This window comes from Solibacillus ferritrahens, assembly GCF_037027585.1.
GTDB lineage: Bacteria > Bacillota > Bacilli > Bacillales_A > Planococcaceae > Solibacillus > Solibacillus ferritrahens.
In genome coordinates this window covers 14,567-33,355 of the sequence record NZ_JAXCLE010000027.1, presented here as the reverse complement: position 1 = coordinate 33,355, position 18,789 = coordinate 14,567, and the positions used below count along the sequence as shown (strand labels likewise).

17 protein-coding genes are annotated in these 18,789 nt (G+C 38.1%); 16 read left to right on the top strand and 1 reads right to left on the bottom strand.

The genetic code is table 11. The annotated features are described in order from the left end of the window. Positions 1 to 174 precede the first annotated feature (174 nt). The gene (locus tag SNE38_RS17715; protein WP_191705155.1) at positions 175 to 1,041 is read right to left on the bottom strand and encodes a YitT family protein; all 867 of its coding nucleotides are present in this window, start codon (positions 1,039 to 1,041) and stop codon (positions 175 to 177) included. A 220-nt stretch (positions 1,042 to 1,261) separates the two neighbouring features. Here SNE38_RS17715 and dapB point away from each other — a divergent pair, with 220 nt between their 5' ends. From dapB to asnS, 16 genes are all read left to right on the top strand, one after another. Further along, positions 1,262 to 2,059, top strand: a complete 798-nt coding sequence (gene dapB, locus SNE38_RS17710) for a 4-hydroxy-tetrahydrodipicolinate reductase (RefSeq protein ID WP_191705154.1) — start codon at positions 1,262 to 1,264, stop codon at positions 2,057 to 2,059. A gap of 16 nt (positions 2,060 to 2,075) precedes the next feature. After that, positions 2,076 to 2,480 (top strand): methylglyoxal synthase, encoded by a 405-nt coding sequence (gene mgsA / locus SNE38_RS17705; protein ID WP_191705153.1) that lies wholly within the window; start codon positions 2,076 to 2,078, stop codon positions 2,478 to 2,480. An 87-nt stretch (positions 2,481 to 2,567) separates the two neighbouring features. Continuing rightward, positions 2,568 to 3,719 carry an N-acetyl-alpha-D-glucosaminyl L-malate synthase BshA gene (gene bshA, locus SNE38_RS17700; RefSeq protein WP_191705152.1) on the top strand — a complete coding sequence of 384 codons (1,152 nt, stop codon included), beginning with the start codon at positions 2,568 to 2,570 and terminating at the stop codon, positions 3,717 to 3,719. Then, positions 3,676 to 4,860, top strand: a complete 1,185-nt coding sequence (locus SNE38_RS17695; RefSeq protein WP_191705181.1) for a CCA tRNA nucleotidyltransferase — start codon at positions 3,676 to 3,678, stop codon at positions 4,858 to 4,860. The genes bshA and SNE38_RS17695 overlap by 44 nt, the downstream gene beginning before the upstream one ends. After that, entirely contained in the window at positions 4,838 to 5,821 is a 984-nt protein-coding gene (locus SNE38_RS17690) for a biotin--[acetyl-CoA-carboxylase] ligase (RefSeq protein WP_336047025.1), read from the top strand. Before SNE38_RS17695 ends, SNE38_RS17690 begins: the two co-directional genes overlap by 23 nt. Before the next feature lie 276 nt (positions 5,822 to 6,097). Further along, the gene (gene panB / locus SNE38_RS17685) at positions 6,098 to 6,934 is read left to right on the top strand and encodes a 3-methyl-2-oxobutanoate hydroxymethyltransferase (RefSeq protein ID WP_336047024.1); all 837 of its coding nucleotides are present in this window, start codon (positions 6,098 to 6,100) and stop codon (positions 6,932 to 6,934) included. Further along, positions 6,934 to 7,797: a pantoate--beta-alanine ligase gene (gene panC, locus SNE38_RS17680; RefSeq protein ID WP_336047023.1), complete on the top strand. Its 864-nt coding sequence runs from the start codon at positions 6,934 to 6,936 to the stop codon at positions 7,795 to 7,797. Before panB ends, panC begins: the two co-directional genes overlap by 1 nt. Further along, the gene (gene panD / locus SNE38_RS17675; protein ID WP_191705148.1) at positions 7,790 to 8,173 is read left to right on the top strand and encodes an aspartate 1-decarboxylase; all 384 of its coding nucleotides are present in this window, start codon (positions 7,790 to 7,792) and stop codon (positions 8,171 to 8,173) included. The genes panC and panD overlap by 8 nt, the downstream gene beginning before the upstream one ends. A 201-nt stretch (positions 8,174 to 8,374) precedes the next feature. Then, positions 8,375 to 8,947 carry a 3D domain-containing protein gene (locus SNE38_RS17670; protein WP_336047022.1) on the top strand — a complete coding sequence of 191 codons (573 nt, stop codon included), beginning with the start codon at positions 8,375 to 8,377 and terminating at the stop codon, positions 8,945 to 8,947. A gap of 271 nt (positions 8,948 to 9,218) precedes the next feature. Beyond that, entirely contained in the window at positions 9,219 to 10,556 is a 1,338-nt protein-coding gene (gene lpdA, locus SNE38_RS17665; RefSeq protein ID WP_336047021.1) for a dihydrolipoyl dehydrogenase, read from the top strand. An 89-nt stretch (positions 10,557 to 10,645) separates the two neighbouring features. Continuing rightward, positions 10,646 to 10,984 carry a transketolase gene (locus SNE38_RS17660; protein WP_191705145.1) on the top strand — a complete coding sequence of 113 codons (339 nt, stop codon included), beginning with the start codon at positions 10,646 to 10,648 and terminating at the stop codon, positions 10,982 to 10,984. A gap of 157 nt (positions 10,985 to 11,141) precedes the next feature. After that, positions 11,142 to 12,290 carry a cation:proton antiporter gene (locus SNE38_RS17655; protein ID WP_191705144.1) on the top strand — a complete coding sequence of 383 codons (1,149 nt, stop codon included), beginning with the start codon at positions 11,142 to 11,144 and terminating at the stop codon, positions 12,288 to 12,290. A gap of 564 nt (positions 12,291 to 12,854) precedes the next feature. Further along, positions 12,855 to 15,641: an ATP-dependent DNA helicase DinG gene (gene dinG, locus SNE38_RS17650; RefSeq protein WP_191705143.1), complete on the top strand. Its 2,787-nt coding sequence runs from the start codon at positions 12,855 to 12,857 to the stop codon at positions 15,639 to 15,641. Between the two features lie 97 nt (positions 15,642 to 15,738). Continuing rightward, complete coding sequence (locus tag SNE38_RS17645; protein ID WP_191705142.1) at positions 15,739 to 16,221, top strand: cell wall elongation regulator TseB-like domain-containing protein; 483 nt, start codon at positions 15,739 to 15,741, stop codon at positions 16,219 to 16,221. A gap of 13 nt (positions 16,222 to 16,234) precedes the next feature. Continuing rightward, complete coding sequence (locus SNE38_RS17640; protein ID WP_336047020.1) at positions 16,235 to 17,428, top strand: pyridoxal phosphate-dependent aminotransferase; 1,194 nt, start codon at positions 16,235 to 16,237, stop codon at positions 17,426 to 17,428. A gap of 32 nt (positions 17,429 to 17,460) precedes the next feature. Beyond that, positions 17,461 to 18,756 carry an asparagine--tRNA ligase gene (asnS, locus tag SNE38_RS17635; protein WP_336047019.1) on the top strand — a complete coding sequence of 432 codons (1,296 nt, stop codon included), beginning with the start codon at positions 17,461 to 17,463 and terminating at the stop codon, positions 18,754 to 18,756. Positions 18,757 to 18,789: the final 33 nt, after the last annotated feature.

The following is an 18,789-nucleotide window of genomic DNA, read 5'->3' as shown; positions in this document are numbered from 1 at the left end:
GCCGTAACGGAGAACAACGGCTACGAAGTAGGCACAATAAGAAAGCCGTTCAAATTTTACTCATCGTAAAATTTGAACGGCGTTTGATTTTGAGGCGGGTTTTGTCCCAGCTCCTTTTTTTTACGATCAGCCCATACCTGATTTAGGTGAGGGTAGTCTCAGTGCTAGGCCATTTTAGTCTAGCGGCTGTTTTTTATCGTCTAATGTAAAGCCTTCACCGGATACATCATGAACATCCATAATTGTAACGAAGGCATGAGGGTCAATAGAATGAACAATGGATTTTAACCTTACAAGCTCACTACGTGAAACGACACAATACAGAACATTACGGTGTTCTTTCGTAAAGTGGCCATGCCCATCAAAAATTGTTACACCACGATCCATATTTTTTGTAATTAAATCTGCAATTTCATCAGAATGTAAGGAAATAATAAATGCACCTTTTGCAGAATAAGCCCCTTCCTGAACAAAATCAATCACGCGGCCTCCTACATAGACAGCTACTAATGTATACATCATCGACCGAGCATCTAAAAACGTCATCCATGAAAGAATAATAACAAAAAAATCAAAGCCGAACATTGTTTTCCCCATACTCCAGCCAAAATATTTATGGGCAAGTCGAGCTAAAATATCTACGCCACCGGTTGTCCCGCCAAAGCGGAAAACAATACCTAAACCGATGCCGACAAATACTCCCGCGAATAAGGACACAAGAAATAAATCATCCTTCAAATTCATATTGAATTCATAGATTTGAAAGATCTTTAAAAAGACAGATACGCCGAGTGTGCCGATAATTGTATAAATAAATGATTTTTTACCGAGCAATTTCCAACCTAGAATAAACATTGGTATATTTAATAGTAAATTCATTAATGCTGGGTCCCAATTTAGTGTAAAATATAAGATAAGTGTAATACCACTAAATCCACCTTCACCGAGCTGGTTTTGCATATTAAAATGAACAAAGCCAAAACTAAAGAGGGCGGAACCGATGAGGATCCCGATTATATTTTTTATTTTTATTCCTTGCATTGTCATCCTCCTATAATCTATTGTGAAAGAAAATATGTGTCGAAGCAGGAAAAAGGCTACATCGTTTATTATGTTTGATTTCGATGTATTTGACAACAGTGTGACTAATACGAATCATTGTTGATGGGCTGTTAACACTATTATTGAAAAATTATTATGATTATAGTCAAATTAAAATTGAAATATGGCATTAACTAAAGGTCAAAGGAGTTTTTATGTAATGACAATTAAAGTCGCAATTGCTGGAGCACGAGGTAAAATGGGTATGGAGGCAGTTCATACGATAATTAAAAATGAAGGCATGGAATTGGTTGCTGCCCTAGATTACAAAGAAGTTGGCACAACGCTTGCAGCATTGGATGAGTTTCCAAAGCAATATGAAGTTCCAATTTATACAAATTTCCCGGAACTTGTTAGAGATACAAAGCCGGATGTGCTTGTTGATTTAACGAATCCACATTTTGTTTATGAAAGAACAAAACAAGCATTATTACATAATGTACGACCGGTTGTTGGGACAACTGGCTTTACAGATGAGCAGCTTGAGGAATTGCAGCAAATTGCAAAAGACAAAGAAATAGGCTGTATTATTGCTCCGAATTTTGCCATTGGAGCAATATTAATGATGAAGTTCGCCAAAGATGCTGCGAAATATTTCCCGGATGTAGAAATTATAGAAATGCATCATGATCAAAAGCTCGATGCACCGTCTGGTACGGGTATTAAAACTGCACAAATGATTAGTGAAGTTAGGAATTCAAAAGAACAAGGTCATCCAGATGAAAAGGAAACACATAATGGTGCAAGAGGCGCAAACTTTGAAGGGATGCATATTCATTCCGTTCGCCTACCTGGTTTAGTCGCTCATCAACAAGTATTGTTTGGTGGTACAGGTGAATTATTAACAATTCGTCATGACTCTTTAAATCGAGGAAGCTTTATGGGTGGAGTTACATTTAGTATTGAAAAAGTTATGAATTGTAATACATTAATATACGGATTAGAGAACATCATTTAGAAATGAGTTGAGATTTATGAAAATTGCATTAATTGCACATGATCGAAAAAAGGATAATTTAATTCAATTTGCCATTGCATACCGAGATATTTTGGAAGAGCATGATCTGTATGCTACAGGTACTACTGGCACAATGATTGAAGCTGAAACAGGGCTTGACCTTACAAAGTTTCGTTCGGGCCCATTAGGGGGAGATCAACAAATAGGTGCCATGATAGCGAACAATGATATGGATATGGTTTTTTTCTTCCGTGATCCATTGACTGCCCAGCCACATGAGCCGGATGTTATGGCATTAGTGCGATTATGTGATTTATATCATATTCCTCTCGCGACAAATATGGGGACTGCTGAAATTTTACTAAAGGGTTTGCAGGAAGGTTTTGTAGATTGGCGCATTTTAGCGGAACGCAGAAAATAGTGAATAATGTAATCATGCTAAAGCATAATTGCGGTAAAATATTTACTAACGAAAGTTAATCGTATTGTTGAGAGGATGGGGAGACTAATGAAAAAACTTAAAATTGGTATTACATGTTACCCGACAGTTGGAGGTTCTGGGGTTATCGCAACAGAACTTGGAAAAATGCTAGCGGAACGGGGACATGAAATTCACTTTATTACATCGAGCGTACCATTTCGGCTTAATAAAATTTATCCAAATGTTTTTTTCCATGAAGTTGAAGTAAATAATTATTCAGTATTTCAATACCCACCATACGATATTGCATTAGCAAGCAAAATGGCCGATGTTATTAAGGAAGAAAAACTAGATATATTACATGTGCATTATGCAATTCCTCATGCTGTTTGTGCAGTACTGGCAAGACATATGAGTGGGGAAAATTTTGGGATTGTCACGACTCTTCATGGGACGGATATTTCAGTTTTAGGTGAAGATTCGACATTAGCTCAGGCTATTAAATATGGAATTGATTGTTCGGATGCTGTGACGGCTGTTTCTGAATCACTTAAACAGCAGACATATGCCTTAATAGATACGAAGCAAACAATCGATACAATTTATAATTTTGTCGATGACAATGTGTTTAAACCGGTGGATCCAGGAAATTTAAAAGAGCAATTTGGGATATTGCCACATGAAAAAGTAATCATTCATATTTCCAATTTCCGCAAAATCAAAAATTTACCTGATATTGTTGATTCATTTTTGAAAATTCGAGAAAAAATGCCTGCTAAATTACTGTTAGTTGGTGATGGACCTGAAAAGCATCGTGTAACAGACCTTGTTAAATTATCACCATATAAGGATGATATTTTATTTTTAGGGAAACAGGAAAATATCACCGAGCTCTTTGCGATTAGTGATTTAAAATTACTGCTTTCTGAGAAGGAATCTTTCGGTTTAGTACTATTGGAGGCAATGGCATGTGGAGTCCCTGGAATCGGTACAGCGATTGGTGGTATTCCAGAAGTGATTAATCATGGGGTAAATGGCTATTTAGTTCCTCTTGGCGATACACAATCAGTCGCAGATTATGCTGTTGATTTATTACAGGATGAAGTAAAACATGAGGCATTCAGATTGGCAGCATTACAGGCAGTAAAAGAACAATTCCATGAATCGAAAATGGTTGAACAATATGAACGAATTTATGAAAGAGTGGCACAAGAAAAAAATGCACTGGCAAGCAGCTAAGAAAGTTATCAACACAATTGAGCAGGCAGGATTTGAAGCGTTTATAGTAGGTGGGGCAGTCCGAGATTATTATTTAAAAAAAGAAAATAATGATGTTGATATTGCGACAAGCGCATTACCAGAAGAAATTCAGGCGATTTTTCACCATACGATTGACGTAGGGATAGCCCATGGTACTGTGCTTGTCCTTGATTTTGGGGAACCCATTGAAGTGACGACATATCGGACTGAATCCGGTTATAGTGATCACCGTCGTCCGGATACCGTTCATTTTGTCCGCAACTTAAAAGAAGATTTAAAGCGCCGAGATTTTACGATGAATGCTATGGCACTTAGCAAATCAGGCGACTATATTGATTATTATAATGGACGTCAACATATTGATAACAAAGTAATTTGCGCTGTCGGTGAGCCGCTTCAGCGATTTGAAGAAGACGCACTTCGAATGCTGCGCGCTATTCGATTTGCCTCACAGCTCCAATTCTCGATTGAATATCAAACTTTGCAGGCCATTCATCAAAAAGCATCTACCATCTCATATATTTCAATCGAACGAATTCAAGTGGAACTTTCAAAAATCTTTACGTCCAAACATGCCCAAATGGGAATTGAATATATTGAGAATACTTCATTAAGCAACTATTTACCTGGTAAGTTCAATACTCATAGTTGGACCGGGTTTTATTCAGAAGACCGGCAAGTTGGATGGGCGTACTTTTGTTTAGTAAATGAGAGTGACCTTTCTTTACTTTCGGCGTATCGCTGTTCAAACAAGGATAAACTGTTTACAAAGAGTATTTTAGGTGCATATGAAAGCCTACTGAATGGCATGCCACCGATTGATTTATTGCGCTATGATTTATCTATGTTAAAAACTGCTTGTCAATTTGCAGAATGGCAAAATAAAGTTCTGCCTTTTTCTTTTGATGATTTAGCTGATCGGAAAAGCACATTACCGATACAGCACATAAATGAACTTGCCATTTCGGGCAGGGATCTAATGGAATGGTCGTCAAAAAAGCGTGGTGCGTGGATTAAACAGACTTTGGATACCGCGATTTTGGCTGTCTTAAATGGAGAAGCTAATAATGATAAACAACAATTAAAGGAATGGTTTCATGCATTTCACGATGAAGGATGAAATATTAAAACGTTTTTTAAATGCGAACGGAGAACCGATTTCAGGGCAAGCTTTAGCAGATGAGCTACAAGTATCACGAACTGCTATTTGGAAACACCTGCAAACATTGAAACAAGAAGGCTATGAGTTTGATACAGTAAAAAAAAGAGGTTATAAGCTTGTGACAGTGCCTGATAAAGTCGATATGGGTCAATTACAACAATTTTTAAAAACAAAGCGATATGGTCGACAGGTGCATTATTTTGAAAGTGTTGAATCAACACAGCTTGTTGCCCATGAGCTTGTAAGAGAAGGTGCACCAGATGGTACCGTTATAATTGCAGAGCATCAAACGGCAGGACGTGGACGCATGATGCGTGAGTGGGAATCATCGGAAGGGAAAGGCATCTGGATGACAATTATTATCCGCCCTGAAATTGCCCCCCATCAAGCCCCGCAATTTACACTTGTTACAGCGGTAGCAGTTGTAAATGCCATGAAAGCTATGTTTAAAAATTTTACTCCTGAAATTAAATGGCCCAATGATATTTTAGTCAATGGTAAAAAAACAACGGGGATTTTAACAGAGATGGTTGCAGAAGCAGATCTTATTCAAGCTTTGTTAATTGGTATCGGAATCAATGTAAATCAGCAAATGGATGATTTTCCTGAGCGTCTGCAGTCAATTGCAACCTCGATTGCAATCGAAGAAGGTGAGCCAATTGAGCGTGTACATCTAGTCGCAAATGTGCTTGATTTTTTAGAGCACTATAGTGATATGTATGTGAAAAATGGCTTTGGTTTCATTAAAACACTTTGGGAAGATTCTTCCGGTACGATAGGGAAAAGAGTAAAAGCAACGACTTTACGGGAAGTTGTTGAAGGAGAGGCAATCAGTATAACTGAAAACGGTGTTCTTCAAATTCGTCAGGCTAACGGCGAAGTAAAAGGTATATACTCTGCCGATATCGAAATATTGTAAATAAATATGCTGTACGTTTTCTTCCAAAATTGTTATAGTAGCTCTAGGACAGTATCAACTAAGAACTGTACCTATTTTGCTAGTCTACTATAAAATTATCTGCTTTGATCTACACAAGACAGAGACGGAAGAAAACACACGCTGTAATTAGATTCATTTCATTTTTTTATTACAAAAAAGTATGAAATGTATTTCATTTACTTACGACACTACCTTTCTGTCTAATTATGGATAGAAGGGTATTTTTTGTTTTCTTTCCATTTGAGGAGGAGAAACATGAAAACAACGGCTCAGTTTTTAAAAATGAAGGAGCAGGGCGAAAAGATTGTCATGATTACGGCATATGATTATCCCGGTGCTAAGTTTTCCGAGGCAGCGGAAGTCGACATGATTTTAGTTGGGGATTCATTAGGGATGGTTGTCTTAGGTTATGAATCTACAATGCGGGTAACTGTAGATGATATGATTCATCATAGTAAAGCAGTACGTCGAGGAGCGCCCGATACGTTTATCGTCGTTGATATGCCTTTTGGCTCTTACCATGGCGATGTTAACGAAACACTTAAAACTGCTGTCCAAATGATGCAACTAACAAATGCCAATGCACTTAAGGTGGAAGGCGCGGATAATGTTATTCCTGTCATTAAGAAACTAACTGATGCAGGTATTCCAGTTGTTGCGCATTTAGGATTATTACCACAATCTGCAGGTGTTCTTGGGGGTTATAAAGTTCAAGGTAAATCGTCACAGCAAGCGGAAAAATTAATTGAAGATGCATTGCTTGTTGAACAAGCCGGAGCTTGTGCGGTTGTGCTTGAATGTATCCCGCACCAGCTAACTGAGATTGTATCAGAAAAGTTGATGATACCGACGATTGGAATTGGTGCTGGCGCTAAGGCGGATGGTCAAGTATTAGTGTTTCATGATTTATTGCAGTATGGAAATCATCATATTCCAAAATTTGTTGAAGGCTTTGCACAAGTAGGCGATGAAATTGAACGTGGAATCATTGGCTATACTCAAGCGGTTAAAGCAGGAATATTCCCTACATTACAGCATAGTTTCACGATGAAAGAAGGCGAATTAATAGAGCTTTATGGAGGCGTAAAATAATGATGATCCTATCGACAATTGCTGAACTACGAAAAGTAGTAGTTAAAGCAAAAAGCAGCGGGCAATCAATCGGTCTCGTTCCAACAATGGGCTATTTACATGAAGGTCACTTAACGTTGGCAAAAAATGCTCGGGAAGAAAATGATGTTGTTGTTATGAGTATTTTTGTAAATCCGACGCAATTTGGTCCAAATGAAGATTTTGAATCGTATCCGCGTGATTTAGAGCGTGACAAGAAGCTTGCGGCATCAGTAGGGGTAGATTATATTTTTGCACCATCCGTCGAAGAAATGTATCCACATGATGGTGGCATATATATCCGCGCCGGACGTCAGGCACAAACTTTGTGTGGTGCAAGTCGGCCAAGTCATTTTGATGGGGTATTGCAAGTTGTTGCAAAGCTCTTTAATTTAGTACAGCCAGACCGTGCTTACTTAGGGCAAAAGGATGCACAGCAAGTTGCCATTATTCAAACAATGGTCAGGGACTATAATTTCCCGGTAGAATTACGCGTTGTTCCAGTCGTTCGGGAAGAAGACGGCTTAGCCAAATCAAGCCGGAATGTTTATTTGTCCTCTATAGAGAGAATGCAGGCACCGGTTATTCAACAAGCACTGCAAATAGCTAAACTTGAGTTAATGGATTCAGGGGATGTCGATAAGGCCCTGTCACAAGCAACAAAAATTATTGAACATAACACTGCCGGTAAAATCGATTACCTGAGCATATTAACTTATCCGGATTTGAAAGAAGTAGATGAAAAGTCAGATCAAATACTTTTAGCTGCGGCAGTATATATAGGAAAAACACGTCTAATTGATAATTTAATTCTTTCATTAAAAGGGGAACTTATCCATGTTTAGAATGATGATGAACAGCAAAATCCATCGAGCTCAAGTAACACAGGCCGATTTAAATTATGTAGGTTCGATAACAATAGATCAGGATATTTTGGATGCGGTAGGGATGTTGCCAAATGAAAAGGTGCATATCGTAAACAACAATAATGGTGCACGATTTGAAACATATATAATAGCAGGTGAGCGCGGGTCAGGGGTTATTTGCGTGAACGGAGCAGCTGCACGTCTTGTTCAAAGAGGAGATATCGTTATTATTATTTCCTATGTATATGTAGACAATAAAGAAGTGGCTGATCACTATCCAACAGTAGCTATCATGGGGGAAAACAATCAAATAAAAGAAATGATCCACTATGAACCAGAAGCGACTATTATGTAATAGTGGAGGAAGCGGCTGTGTTAAAAGTCAAATTGACTTTTAACACAGTTTTTTTTATATAAACACCTACTTTTGTTACAAAAAGTTATATGAGTAATAATTTTGTAATTTTTATATTACCTCCCTGTAATCTTTTTGAAATATTAAATGTGTACACTGAATTTAGTTTCATTACAAATGATACAGGGGGAAATGACTAATATGTTTCGAAACAAACTATTATGTAGCTTTACCTTCATTATTTTTACGTCTTTATTCTTTTCCAATGCCATAAGTGCAGCTACACATACTATTAAAAAAGGGGAAGAATTAGATGAAATTGCAGAGCGTTATAATACGTCTGTATATACATTATTAGAATTAAACGAGCTTGAAGATGAAGAGCAAGCGGTGGCAGGATACGTCCTAAAGCTACCTGATCATATTGAAAATAAACAAAAAAAAGTTGAAGAAAAAAAGGAAAAGCTGGATGACTTTGAGGTAGTCAAAACAATGACTGTTGAAGCAAGTGCTTTCACAGCTTCCTGTAAGGGCTGTTCAGGAAAAACTGCATCTGGCATCAATCTAAAGAAAAATCCAGACGTTAAATTAATTGCTGTTGACCCTAAAATAATCCCACTTGGAACTAAAGTTTGGGTAGAAGGCTACGGTATTGCTGTTGCTGGGGATACTGGCGGCTCGATTAAAGGCAGTAAAATTGATGTGTTTGTCAAATCGAAAAAAACTGCCCTTAATTGGGGACGTAAAAAAGTTGAAATTAAAATATTGAAATAATCGATCCGCCATCAGTAATTACTAACATAATTGCTGATTTTTTTGTTTTTAGAACTAAAAAAACGGTAAAAGTAAAGTTTACACTAAATATATGATTGACTATTTTGTAGTTTGCATTGACTAGAAGCACCTGATATTGAATATAAAGTAATAAGGCTTTGATAAGTAGAACAGAATTGAAAAAGTTTACTGAATAGATTTTCTATCAAATATAAGGGGCTAGGTTGCATTCCAAAAATTGTCATGATAATGTGAAAATTGAGGTGATAAAATGGAAAACTTTGATTTAGCCGTAATAGGTGCTGGACCAGGCGGATATGTTGCCGCAATTCATGCAGCAAAAAGCGGATTGAGAGTAGCTCTTGTTGAAAAGGACAAAGTCGGGGGGGCTTGTTATAACGTAGGCTGTATTCCTTCGAAAATTATGCTTGAGCATAGTAAATTGGTGCAGGAAATTCGACGTGGGACAGATTGGGGAGTAACTGTTCCTACTATTAATATCGATTTCCCAAAGTTAATGCAACGAAAAGATAAGGTTGTTGCCGAATTATTATCAAATATTGAATCTTTTATTGATAGCGCGCAAATTACGATGTTTAGAGGAAAAGCAATCGTAACTGCAGAGCGGAAAGTGATAGTAGGCGACAATGCATTTACAGCGAATAATGTGATTTTAGCAACGGGCAGTCGCCCATTTGTTCCGCCATTTAAAGGGATTGAAAGTGCAAACTTCTATACAACCGACACTTTCTTTTCAATACAGGAGCTTCCAAAACAGCTGACGATTATCGGTGGTGGTGTTATTGCGATTGAAATGGCGTTTGCTTTAGCGCCTATGGGTACTAAAGTGACAGTACTCAATCATAGTAAAGATATTCTACAAACGGAAGAACCGGATGCCCGTCCAATCATTAAACAGAAGATGAATGAGCTGGGCATTGAGCTTATTACAAATTTTACATTTGAAGAAATTCATGCAGATTATGTGCAAACGTCCATCGGAAATTTCCCATTTGAAAATTTATTATTTGCAACAGGGCGCCGTCCAAATACTGAAATCGCTGAGGCGTTGGAAATGCAGATGGATGGTCGTTTAATTAAGGTGAACAATCATTATGAAACAAGCATTCCAGGGGTTTTCGCCATTGGTGATTTAGTTGGTGGCTTCCAGCTTGCACACTCCGCCAGTGCTGAAGGCGTCCATGCAGTGGACTTCATCTTAGGAAAACATCCGAAAGTGATTAATCAGCAGGAAATACCGCGTTGCGTGTATACACATCCCGAGATTGCAACATTTGGTATGCTTGAGCATGAAGCACCGGCAGATTCTATTGTGACAAAAATGTACTTACCGACAAACCCTAAAGCCCTATTGGAAGGGAATACACAAGGCTTTATGAAATTTGTCGCAAGTCCTGAAGGCGATATTTATGGTGCATGTGTCGTAGGCGATGGTGCAACAGAAATGATCAATTCCATGCTTGCAGCAAAAGTACTTGGCGGATCTGTTAAAGACTTAGCTCGACTCATTTTCCCTCATCCTACAGTAAGTGAGCATGTAGGAGACGCAGCGAGATCTGTTTTTGGCAAAGCGATTCACGCAAAATAGTATCGGTTATTCTGTCCACAATCCAATTTCTTTTTTATTTCCACTAGTTTTTATATACTAAATATATACAAACCTAGTAGAGGTGACATATGGAAATACAGCCAATGGAGCTTGTAGAAAAAGAAGTTGAAGACATATTATATCAATGTATTGATTTAAAAATAGAAGAGGACTATATTGCAATGGGGCAAATTTTTGCCAAAGTACTTGCACTTCTTCAGCAACATAATTTAATTAGTCCAACATTACAGGTAATTACTGAACCTGATAAATGCCCAACAGAAACGCGTATACTGCTGGAAAGCCTGCAAGAGGCGCAAAGAAGACATGTATCGCGCAGAAAGCTGCTTACTCATCGGCAAATATTAAATGTATGGCTACGTAAAAATCAATATTTCCAACGTGAAGTATTACCGGGCTTTTTCTAGTGAATTGAAATAATTTTCAGATAAATATAATTTTTGCATTGCATTTTATATTCTTTTTCTATAAAATAAGTAGTGTCTAATAAATAAGGTAGGCATGGTGGAGTCAGTCAAATCTGGCACCCCCATGCCTTTTTTTGTGAAGAAGGGGGATAATGTGGTGTTTATTTTTCAAATTGTGATCGTATTATTGGCAACAAAAATAGCGGGACATTTCACTGTACGTCTAGGGCAACCTTCCGTACTGGGAAAAATATTAATTGGTATTATTATTGGTCCTGCCATGCTTGGGTGGATAACGGATAGTGAAGTTATGCAAACCTTCAGTCAAATTGGTGTTATTCTATTAATGTTCTTAGCAGGGCTGGAAACAGATTTAGAAGACTTGAATGCGAATATGAAAGGTGCTATTTTCGTAGCAATCGGCGGTGTTATTTTACCGATTGCAATGAGCTATCCTTTAGCTCTTTCTTTTGGATTGACTCAAGGGCAGGCTATTTTCATCGGTTTAACATTAGCAGCGACATCTGTAAGTATTTCAGTTCAAACATTAAATGAAATAGGATGGCTAAAAAGTAAAGAAGGTTCGGCACTATTAGGTGCTGCCGTGTTGGATGACATTATCGTTGTAGTCTTAATTGCGGTTGCAATGAGCTTCCTTGTAGGTGACGATGTTTCCATTCCGGCATTAATCGGTGGGAAGGTATTCTTCTTCGTTTTATTATTTGTCGTAATGAAATGGGTAATTCCACCATTCATAAAGGCGTTTAGTAAATTGCGTGTTACAGAGGCAACATTATCCGGTGCGCTAATAGCTTGTTTTGCTTTAGCTTATGTCGGTGAGCATTACTTTGGTATAGCTACAATTATTGGCGCATTCTTTATCGGTATTGCTATTGGCCGAACTCCATTCAAAGAGGCGGTTGAACATAAAGTAGAGCCGATAGCGAGTGGAATCTTTGTACCATTTTTCTTCGTAAGTATTGGACTATCTGTTACATTCGCTGGCATTACGGAAAATATTTGGTTTTTAGTTATCTTCTCAATCGTAGCAATTTTATCGAAACTTATCGGTTCGGGTCTTGGTGCGAAATTGGCAGGATTCAATTGGAAATCTTCTGTAGGAATCGGGGCAGGCATGATTTCCCGTGGAGAAGTGGCATTAATTCTTGCAGGGATGGGTTTATCAAGCGGTCTTTTACCGGCGGAAGATTACACACCAATGGTAATCGTTATTATTATTACTACACTAGTAACACCACCTATGCTTAAAGGAATTTTCGGTAATCGTTCAACTTACATAAAATAAAAAGGTTGAATGATCTACTATTTTATTGTAATCTGTTATTTAGGTGCCAAAACCTCTGTGAAGATTTAGTCTTCACAACAAAAGACTCCACCAACAGCACGGATTTGCTGGGAGACTTTTGAATTGTGCAGGGAGATGAGCCCCTGCACACCTTTACATAGCGTATTAACCTAGTATTGTCCTTGAGACGGTACTAGGTTTTTTTTATGTTAAAGACGCAATTTAGCATCAGATGCATCAATTTATTAGAACAATTGAGGATATATTAGAATAAGTGACGCAGGTATTTGAAAAACTGTTATACATATTTGAAAAATGCGTATGCATATTAGAACAGTTAGCGGATATTTTAGAAAATCGCGATTTTTTTAGAATAAATAAATTTTTATTAGAAGATTTCAAATTATATTAGAATTTTTGGAAACGTTTCTATAAAGGCTCTGAGCTGCAGCGCAACACTGCCACTTCAAATGGGTCCATCAGCATTTCTATCCATTTACATGACCTCATCACCTTTAATATGATAAAATGCCGTTATATTACTTGAACTGTGAGCTGAAGAAAATGAATGAAAGTCAAAAATATGCAATCGTTGACATTGAAACGACCGGTCATTCACCTGCAAACGGCGATCGCATGATTCAAATTGCCATCGTGATTATGCAAGACTGGAACATTACAAAAAAATATTCAACTTTTATACATCCAGGGAAACCTATACCGTTGTTTATCCAAGATTTGACGAATATTACAGATGAGCATGTAAAAGATGCGTTACCATTTGAAGCGCATGCTGATTATATTTATGAACTATTGGAGGATGCAGTATTTGTAGCACATAATACGGATTTTGACTTATCATTTTTGCAGGCGGAATTTCAACGGGCCGGCTTACCGAAATGGTACGGAAAAAAAATCGATACGGTTGAACTGTCCAAAATTCTTTTTCCAATGTCCTTAAGCTATAAATTGGCTGATTTAGCAAGTGATTTGAATATACCTTTAGAAAGTGCTCACCGCGCTGATGATGATGCACTTGCTACAGCCTATCTACTAAAGTATTGCTGGCATGAACTTTTATCATTGCCGTTAGTTACATTGGAACAGCTGCATAAGCGCTCATTTCGGCTGAAAACAAACTTGGCTCAGCTATTCTTCGATGCGCTTGTGATAAAACGCAATAAAGCGTTAACAGATGATACGCATGTATATTTTAATAAAATTGCGATTCGTAAAATGGCACCGACCCCAAAAGGATATAATGACGAACTGGATTACCCACAATCAACCGATGATAAATTAGCTCTATTATTAAAAGGAATTTCTAATTTTGAAGTACGTCCGCAGCAATTTCGTATGATGGATAGTATTTGGGGAGCGCTTAATAATAAAGCCGAACATGTCATTGAAGCTTCCACAGGGATTGGGAAAACGTTAGGTTATTTAGTGCCTGCCATTTATTATGCCAAGAAAACAAAACAGAAAATAGGAATCAGCACCTATACATCACATTTGCTTGATCAGCTTCTGCAAAATGAAATTCCCGTCTTGGAACAAGCACTTGGCCAGCCAATCAAAATTGCACTATTAAAAGGGATGGGCAATTATATCGACATAGAGAAGTTCGAGAAGCAATTGAAAACACTCGATGATTCGTACGATCAAACATTTACGCTTTTACAAACACTTATTTGGCTTGCTAAAACAGAAACTGGTGATTTAAATGAGTTAAATGTTTCAGGTGGCGGACAGCTTCTAATTGATAAAATACGAAAAACTACATTACCGAAAACGACTATGCCGCTTTACGACTTTTATTCACGTGCGATTCAAAATAGTCGTCAAGCCGATATTATTATAACGAACCATGCCATGTTATTAAGTGATTTAGTCCGCAATGAGCAGATATTCGATTCTTTAGGTGGATGGATTATTGATGAAGCCCACCAATTTATCCAAGCGGCCATAAATCAAGATGAAAAAATATTTACGTACATGAATTGGAAATATTTATTTGGACAGATTGGAATAAATGAAGATGAACAGCTATTTTATAAAATTCGTCGTGTCGCATTAAAAAAACAGTTGCTCAATATTCAAACGCTCGACCAACTGGAAAAGCGATACATCTATATGGTTCAAACATTTGATACAGCGATGGCTGAGTTAATTCGAGAGGTAAAGGCAGTTGTCAGTACACAATATAAGCCGCTACAAAAAATTGAACTATTTATCAGTGATTTGGAGTTGCCGCACGAAGTCTTTTTGAAAGTATCTTTAACCGTACAACGGTGGATTGATGATGCAAGGGCACTTATACAGCAATTTAGTTCGGGAGTAGAACAGATGGCACCTGAGCATGAGTATTTAATTGAACAATGGCAGTATATTATTGGGGAACTTATGATAAAAATGTCAGAGTGGGATGAAGTGTTTCTTCAAAATGATTCAAATTATTCTTGCTGGCTTGAGTTGGATAGACGAAGTGTTCCAGGAAGCATTCAACTTTATAAGAAGCCAATTGACGTTACAGCAACGATAGGGAAGCTATTTGATCCCATTCGCAGCAAAAGTGCAGTTATTTGGACATCCGGGACATTGACTGTACCAAGCAATGAACGGTTTATTACGAGTCAGCTCGGAATTGATTCTTCTATTTCCATTGAAAAATTGCATGCAGATACGAGCTACTATGATGGAGCGGAAGTGTATATTGTAAATGACATGCCTGATATTCAAACTGTTTCTCAATCTGACTATATCGAAGAAGTAGCGCATGCAGTGACAAATGCAGTGCGGATGACAGATGGGAGATGCTTCGTATTATTTACTTCGCAGGACATGTTGCGGAAAACGGTAGATCTTATTCATGAAAGTGAATTATTGAATGATTATATGATTTTTGCTCAAGGTGTCACATCAGGCAGCAGAATGCGCTTATTAAAATCGTTCCAAAAGTTTAATCATTCCGTATTATTTGGGACAAATAGCTTTTGGGAAGGTGTGGATGTTCCAGGCGATGGACTGGCTGCGGTAATTGTCGTAAGGCTGCCGTTTTCTTCACCGGAAGACCCTTCGTTTAAGGCACGTGCAAATTATATTACACAGCAAGGACGTAATTCCTTTACTGAACTTGCATTACCTGAAGCGATTATTCGATTCAAGCAAGGATTTGGCCGATTGATACGATCAAGTCATGATAAAGGAGTATTTATTGTTTTAGATCGCCGTATAGAAACAAAATCCTATGGACAGCAATTTATCGAGTCATTACCGCCTGTTTCTATACAAAAACTGCCACTTCACAGTATGGTACAAAGCTTAGGAAATTGGTATAATGAAAAACGATGAGGAAGGAAAGCAGGTCGACAATCATGAAACAAAATTTTAAACGACGTACAAGTAAATTTAATGTACGAACAAAGAAATCGAATCGCATGGTGCAGTTATGAAAAACTGGATTCTCTTTTCGGTTGTCTTTGTTTTATCGTTGTCACTTGTCATTACAGTGTTCGTATTTTGGAAAGCCAATGCCCCGTTCAATGAAATTAAAGAAAAAGCGGAAAGTCTTGTGCTAGATACGAAAGCACTTGCTGTTGTTGAGAATTCCTATGTATACAATGGGAATAAGCCCTATGTCACTGTATTTGGAGTGGATGAGTATGGGAAGGGAAAAGCAGTATTTGTCCCGATGAGTTTAGAAGAGAATTCAATGCAAGAAGTATTTTTAGCAGATGGTCTAACAGAGGAACAGGCAATGTCTGTCTTTAAAGATGATACAGATGCAAAAGAAATTCTTCATATGAAGTTAGGATTTGAGGAACCGGGTCCAGTTTGGGAAATAACATACAAAAGTGAATCCGGTACCTTGAATTATGTTTATCTTCTTTTTGAAGACGGACAATGGTGGAAGCGCATATTGAATTTGTAGAGGAGAGAGCAACATGAAACAATTGTTAGCAAATCGTGTAAAAACTTTAACACCATCAACAACTTTGGCCATAACAGCTAAAGCGAAGGAGCTAAAAGAGCAAGGGATTGATGTCATCGGTTTAGGAGCAGGGGAGCCTGACTTTAATACACCGCAAAATATTTTAATTGCTGCTAAAGAATCGATGGATGCAGGATATACAAAGTATACGCCAGCTGGTGGTTTACCGGCATTAAAAAAGGCAATCATTGATAAACTGGCACGCGACAACAGCCTTACATATAAAGCTAATGAAATTATTGTTGGTGTTGGAGCTAAACACGTTCTGTATACATTGTTCCAAGTTATATTGAACGAAGGGGATGAAGTAATTATACCAATCCCTTATTGGGTTTCCTATCCGGAACAAGTGAAGCTGGCTGGTGGTGTTCCTGTTTATGTAGAAGGAACTCAGGAGCAAAGCTATAAAATTACACCGCAGCAATTGCGTGATGCTATAACAGAAAAAACAAAAGCGGTCATTATTAACTCTCCATCAAATCCTTCTGGCATGATCTATACGAAGGAAGAGTTGGCAGAGCTTGCGAAAGTAGCAGAAGAAAAAGATATTTTAATCGTTTCAGATGAAATTTATGAAAAGCTTGTTTACAATGGAATAGAGCATTATTCAATTGCGCAAATTTCGGATGCCATTAAGGCGCGTACGATTGTTGTGAATGGTGTGGCAAAATCCCATTCTATGACAGGCTGGCGAATTGGTTATGCAGCAGGTGATGCGGCTATTATTAAGGCGATGACCGACTTAGCTTCCCATTCTACTTCAAACTCAACAACAACAGCCCAATATGCAACAATTGAAGCATACAACGGATCCCAAGAAACAGTAGAGAAGATGAGACAAGCTTTTGAATCACGTTTAGAAGTGATATTCCCAAAAATTGCGGCAATTCCTGGAGTAAAAGTATTAAAGCCACAAGGGGCATTTTACTTATTACCTGATGTTTCGGAAACAGCAGCAAAAACAGGCTATCTTTCCGTCGATGACTTTGCTTCGGCTTTATTGACTGAAGCAAATGTTGCAGTCATTCCAGGTTCAGGCTTTGGATCGCCTGCAACAATTCGTCTATCTTACGCAACATCTTTAGAATTATTAGAAGAAGCAGTTCGTCGAATCGAAGCCTTTGTAAAAGCAAAGTGGCAAGATTAAGAACAGCTGTAGCTTAACTTTTGGAGGACTTTATGAAGAAAATTATGATTAAAGATATGCCAAATAATATTGGCGAAACAGTAAAAATCGGCGCTTGGTTAGCAAACAAACGTTCAAGCGGTAAATTAGCTTTCTTACAATTACGTGACGGCTCGGGCTTTGCGCAAGGGGTTGTCGTAAAAGAGGAAGTTGGAGAAGAACTGTTCGCAGTAGCGAAGGGTATGACGCAAGAAACATCACTATATGTTATTGGTGAAGTAAAAGCAGATGATCGTTCTTCATTCGGTGCTGAATTGAATGTTACAGGTATTGAAGTGATTAGTGCGGCAAACGACTATCCGATTACACCAAAAGAGCACGGCACGGAATTTTTAATGGACAACCGTCACTTATGGTTACGTTCTCGCAAGCAGCATGCCATTATGAAAGTACGTAATGAAATTATTCGTGCAACATATGAATTCTTCAATGAAAACGGCTTTACGAAAATGGACCCACCAATTTTAACTGGCTCTTCACCAGAAGGTACGTCAGAGCTATTCCATACAAAATATTTCGATGAAGATGCGTTCCTATCTCAATCAGGTCAGCTTTATATGGAAGCTGCTGCAATGGCATTAGGAAAAGTATTCTCGTTCGGTCCGACATTCCGTGCAGAAAAGTCAAAAACACGCCGTCACTTAATCGAGTTCTGGATGATTGAGCCTGAAATGGCATTTGTCGAGCATGATGAAAGTTTGGAAGTACAAGAGCAATACGTGTCACATATCGTACAATCTGTTCTGAAAAACTGTAAGCTTGATTTAGAGCGTCTTGGCCGCGATACATCAAAATTGGAAAATGTGAAAGCTCCATTCCCACGTATTTCATATGATGAAGCAATCGAGTTTTTACATGAGCAAGGTTTTGATGATATTCAGTGGGGTGATGATTTCGGTGCACCACACGAAACAGCAATTGCCAACCATTTTGACAAGCCGGTATTCATTACATGCTACCCGATCGGTATTAAACCGTTCTATATGCAGCCACACCCAGAGCGCGATGATGTCGTTTTATGTGCAGACTTGATCGCTCCTGAAGGCTATGGTGAGATTATCGGCGGTTCTGAACGTATCTATGATTATGAGCTAATGAAATCCCGTTTGGAAGAACATAACTTATCATTGGATGCGTATGCATGGTATTTAGATTTATGTAAACAAGGTGCAGTACCTCACTCAGGCTTCGGCTTAGGTTTAGAGCGTACAGTAGCATGGATTTCCGGAACTGAGCATATCCGTGAAGCAATTCCATTCCCACGTTTATTAAACCGTTTATACCCATAAAATTTTTATATCTTATATTTGAGAAAGCGTCCG